The organism is Ideonella sp. B508-1, assembly GCF_000333615.1.
Lineage (GTDB): Bacteria > Pseudomonadota > Gammaproteobacteria > Burkholderiales > Burkholderiaceae_C > Ideonella.
In genome coordinates this window covers 1-3,477 of record NZ_BADL01000268.1, presented here as the reverse complement: position 1 = coordinate 3,477, position 3,477 = coordinate 1, and the positions used below count along the sequence as shown (strand labels likewise).

At 67.0% G+C, this 3,477-nt stretch carries 4 protein-coding genes; 1 reads left to right on the top strand and 3 read right to left on the bottom strand.

What is annotated here, in order from left to right:
* Positions 1-117 precede the first annotated feature (117 nt).
* Positions 118-1,917 carry a phosphoenolpyruvate--protein phosphotransferase gene (gene ptsP / locus I73_RS27430; RefSeq protein ID WP_022980710.1) on the bottom strand — a complete coding sequence of 600 codons (1,800 nt, stop codon included), beginning with the start codon at positions 1,915-1,917 and terminating at the stop codon, positions 118-120.
* A gap of 204 nt (positions 1,918-2,121) precedes the next feature.
* Here ptsP and I73_RS11280 point away from each other — a divergent pair, with 204 nt between their 5' ends.
* A complete protein-coding gene (locus tag I73_RS11280; RefSeq protein ID WP_374701957.1) occupies positions 2,122-2,901 on the top strand; it encodes a GNAT family N-acetyltransferase in 780 nt (259 codons plus the stop codon).
* A 43-nt stretch (positions 2,902-2,944) separates the two neighbouring features.
* Here the strand turns inward: I73_RS11280 and I73_RS11275 are convergent, their stop codons facing one another.
* Together I73_RS11275 and I73_RS27425 are read right to left on the bottom strand one after the other, a co-directional pair.
* Positions 2,945-3,214: an HPr family phosphocarrier protein gene (locus I73_RS11275; RefSeq protein ID WP_022980708.1), complete on the bottom strand. Its 270-nt coding sequence runs from the start codon at positions 3,212-3,214 to the stop codon at positions 2,945-2,947.
* Positions 3,183-3,477 (bottom strand): PTS sugar transporter subunit IIA (locus tag I73_RS27425; protein ID WP_040500262.1); only part of this gene is annotated, 295 nt, incomplete at its 5' end. The genes I73_RS11275 and I73_RS27425, both read right to left, overlap by 32 nt.

The following is a 3,477-nucleotide window of genomic DNA, read 5'->3' as shown; positions in this document are numbered from 1 at the left end:
CTCTTTTCTTGTCAGCGCTTTTTGAAGAATTTGCTTCGCACTTCGCTTGACTTGCTTCACTGACCACCGCAAGGCAGCGATCAGCGAAGCCCTGCAGTATAGCGAATCTTTGGGGAGCTATGCAAGCCCCGCGCGAACCGGCCGCCCACCACCCGATCTCAGCAAGGCGCCCCCCACCTCTTGTGGGTTGTCGGCTTCCAGCACGGCGGGCAAGGCCGCTCCCAGCGCGCGGGCATCCGCCCGCAGGATCTTCTGCTTGATTGACCCGATCTGGGCCGGGTGCATGGAGAAGCTGCGCAGCCCCATGGCCAGCAAGAGTTCGGTGAAGGCAGGATCCCCGGCCATCTCGCCGCAGACACTCACCCCTCGCCCCATGGCATTCGCCTGCTCGATGGACTGGGCGATCAAGCGCAGCACGGCCGGATGCCAGGGGTCGTAGAGGTGAGACACCGCCTCGTCCGCCCGGTCGATGGCCAGCGCGTACTGAATCAGATCGTTGGTGCCGATGGAAATGAAGTCGAAATGCCGCAGCAGGCTTGGCAGGATCAGCACGGCCGCGGGAATCTCGATCATCACCCCGAGCTCGACCGCACCGAAGGGCAAGCCATCCGCCACCAGGCTGGCGCGGGCCCGATCAATCAGCGCCGACACCTGCTGCACCTCCTGCAGATGGGCCACCATGGGAATGAGGACTCGCACCCGCCCATGGGCGGCGGCCCGCAGCACGGCACGTAACTGCTGCAGGAACATGTCCGGTTCGGACAGACTCCAGCGAATGGCCCGCAACCCCAGCGCAGGATTCAGGCTGTGCTCGTGCCGCAGTTCCTGGACCGAGAGCCGGTCCAGCGGTTTGTCAGCCCCCACATCCACGGTTCGGATCGTCACCGGCAGGCCATTGAGCGCGGTCACCACGGCACGATAGGCTTCATATTGCTCCTGCTCGTCGGGCAGGTGGCCTCCGCGGTTCATGAAGAGGAACTCGCTGCGGAACAGCCCCACTCCCACGGCCCCCGCCTCCAGCACGGCGGGCGCATCGCTGGGCAACTCGATGTTGGCCAACAGCTCCACCGCCTGACCGTCCAGGGTCACCGAGGGCGTGTTGCGAAGCCGCTTCAAGCGCGCCCGCTCGAGTTCGGACTGCTGCTGACGGAACCGGTACTCCTCCAGCACCATCGGTGGCGGATTGACGATCAGGATGCCGGCGTCTCCATCAATGACCACCCAGTCATCCTGACGCACCAGCCGGCTGGCCTCGCGCGCACCAACAACCGCCGGGATGTCCATGCTGCGGGCCACGATGGCGGTGTGGGACGTGCGCCCGCCCACATCCGTGACAAAGCCTGTGAAGAGACTGCGCTTGAACTGCAGCATGTCCGCCGGCGCGATGTCGTTGGCCACCAGCACCAGCGGCTCCTCGCCCGCCAGGTCTCGCGCGGGCGGTGGCTCCAGGGGATCCGCGGCCGCCAACCCCTTGCGGTGACGGACCAGCACCTTGATCAGCCGCTCGGCCACCTGCTCGACATCCGCCTTGCGTTCGCGCAGGTACTCGTCACCCATGTCGTCGAACTGGCGAGACAGCACCTCCAGCTGGGAGGCCACCGCCCATTCGGCGTTGTAGTGACGCTGGATGATCCAGTTGACGATGGCGTCCGTCAGCATCGGGTCATGCAGCATCATCAGATGCACGTCCAGCAAAGCCACCAGCTCGGCGTGCGCCTCCTCCGGCACCTCGCGCTTGAGGGCCATCAATTCGGCGGACACCTCATCGCGGGCCTGTCGCAGGCGCGCCACCTCGTGGCCCACATCGGCGGGGTCGATGAAGTGATGCGTCACGTCGAAGCGGCTGGCGGCCAGCAACACCGCGCGGCCGATCGCGACGCCCCGAGACACCGGCAAACCGAAGACCTGGATGCTCATGCCAGCAATGTAGCAGCCCGGCCCGCCCCACCTGGAGGCCAGAACACCTCGTCACCAAAGCGTCAATCCTGTGTCATGCCGCGGTCACCGGTCCTGGAGAGCATCTGCGCCATGGATCAGGAGACCCCGCCCATGAAAGAACTGCCCACGCCCACCCTGCCGCTGATCGGGATGCTGGACTTCCGAGCCCCTCGCCAGCTGCCGATGCGCAAAGCCCCCTTGGACACGGCCTCGCCGCTCGGGGAAGGCGCCTTCGAGGTGCTGTGGGCCCGCCATCAGGACGAAGTCCGCGAGGCACAGGCCCTGCGCCACCGGGTGTTTGCTCAGGAAATGGGCGCTCGCCTGCGCCCGCCACCGGGCACGCCGGAGGGCCTGGACGTGGACCTCTTCGATGACTTCTGCGAGCACCTGCTCGTGCGCACCCTGCCGCAGGACGATCGCCCCGCTCAGGTCATCGGCACCTACCGCGTGCTCACGCCCGGAGCCGCCCGGCGTGCGGGGGGTTATTACAGCGACACCGAATTCGACCTGACCCGCCTGCGCCCGCTGCGCGAGCGCCTGGCCGAACTGGGGCGCTCCTGCGTGGACCCCGAGCACCGCTCCGGCGGCGTCATTCTGGCCCTGTGGGGGGCGCTGGCCTCCTTCATGGACCAGAACGGTCTGGACACCATGGTGGGCTGCGCCAGCATCGGCATGCGCGATGGCGGCCATGCCGCGGCCAGCATCTGGCACCGCCTGAGCCAGAGCCACCTGGCTCCGGTGGAGCACCAAGTGCGCCCACGCCATCCGCTGCCGGTGGAGGAACTGAACCAGGAGCTGCCGGTGGAGCCGCCCGCCCTGATCAAGGGCTATCTGCGGGTGGGGGCCAAGGTGCTGGGTGCGCCGGCCTGGGATCCGGACTTCAACACCGCGGATCTGCCCATGCTGATGCGCCTGAACGACCTGCCCAGCCGCTACCGCCGCCACTTCCTCGGCGGACTCTGAGCCCCCAGGCACGAGGCCCGACCTCGTGCCTGAAGGAGCAGCCTCACTGCCCTTCGCCGAACTTGTCGTCGATCAGGGCCTTGATGGCCTCGAAGGCAGCCTGCTCGTCGGGGCCGTCCACCTCCAGCTCGACCTCGGAGCCCAGCCCCGCCGCCAGCATCATCACGCCCATGATGCTCTTGGCGTTCACCCGACGCTCGCTGCGGCTCATGAACACCTCGGACTTGAAGGTCGTGGCCAACTTGGTGAGCTTGGCCGAAGCCCGGGCATGCAGGCCCAGCTTATTGCTGATGGTGAGCGTGGCTTTGATCATGGGTCATCAAGTTTAAGGCCTGGTTCTGCGGACGCTGAGAAGCGATCTGCATCACCCCCTGGCTGCCGCCAGCCACAGCGCGCCCCACCAGCGAGTCCAGGGGCTCGTCCAGATGGCTCAGCAGGCGCCACAGCATCGGCACATTGACCCCCGTCACCAGCCGCACCTCGACGCCGTCGGCCAGCCGCTGCGCCACATTGCTCGGCGTGGCCCCGAAGACGTCGGTCAGCACCAGCACCGGCTGCCCCGCCAGAGCGGCCAGA

Coding starts and splice junctions, on each gene's coding strand:
- ptsP (WP_022980710.1), bottom strand. CDS start 1,917: ATGAGCATCCAGGTCTTCGGTTTGCCGGTGTCTCGGGGCGTCGCGATC.
- I73_RS11280 (WP_374701957.1), top strand. CDS start 2,122: ATGCGCAAAGCCCCCTTGGACACGGCCTCGCCGCTCGGGGAAGGCGCC.
- I73_RS11275 (WP_022980708.1), bottom strand. CDS start 3,214: ATGATCAAAGCCACGCTCACCATCAGCAATAAGCTGGGCCTGCATGCC.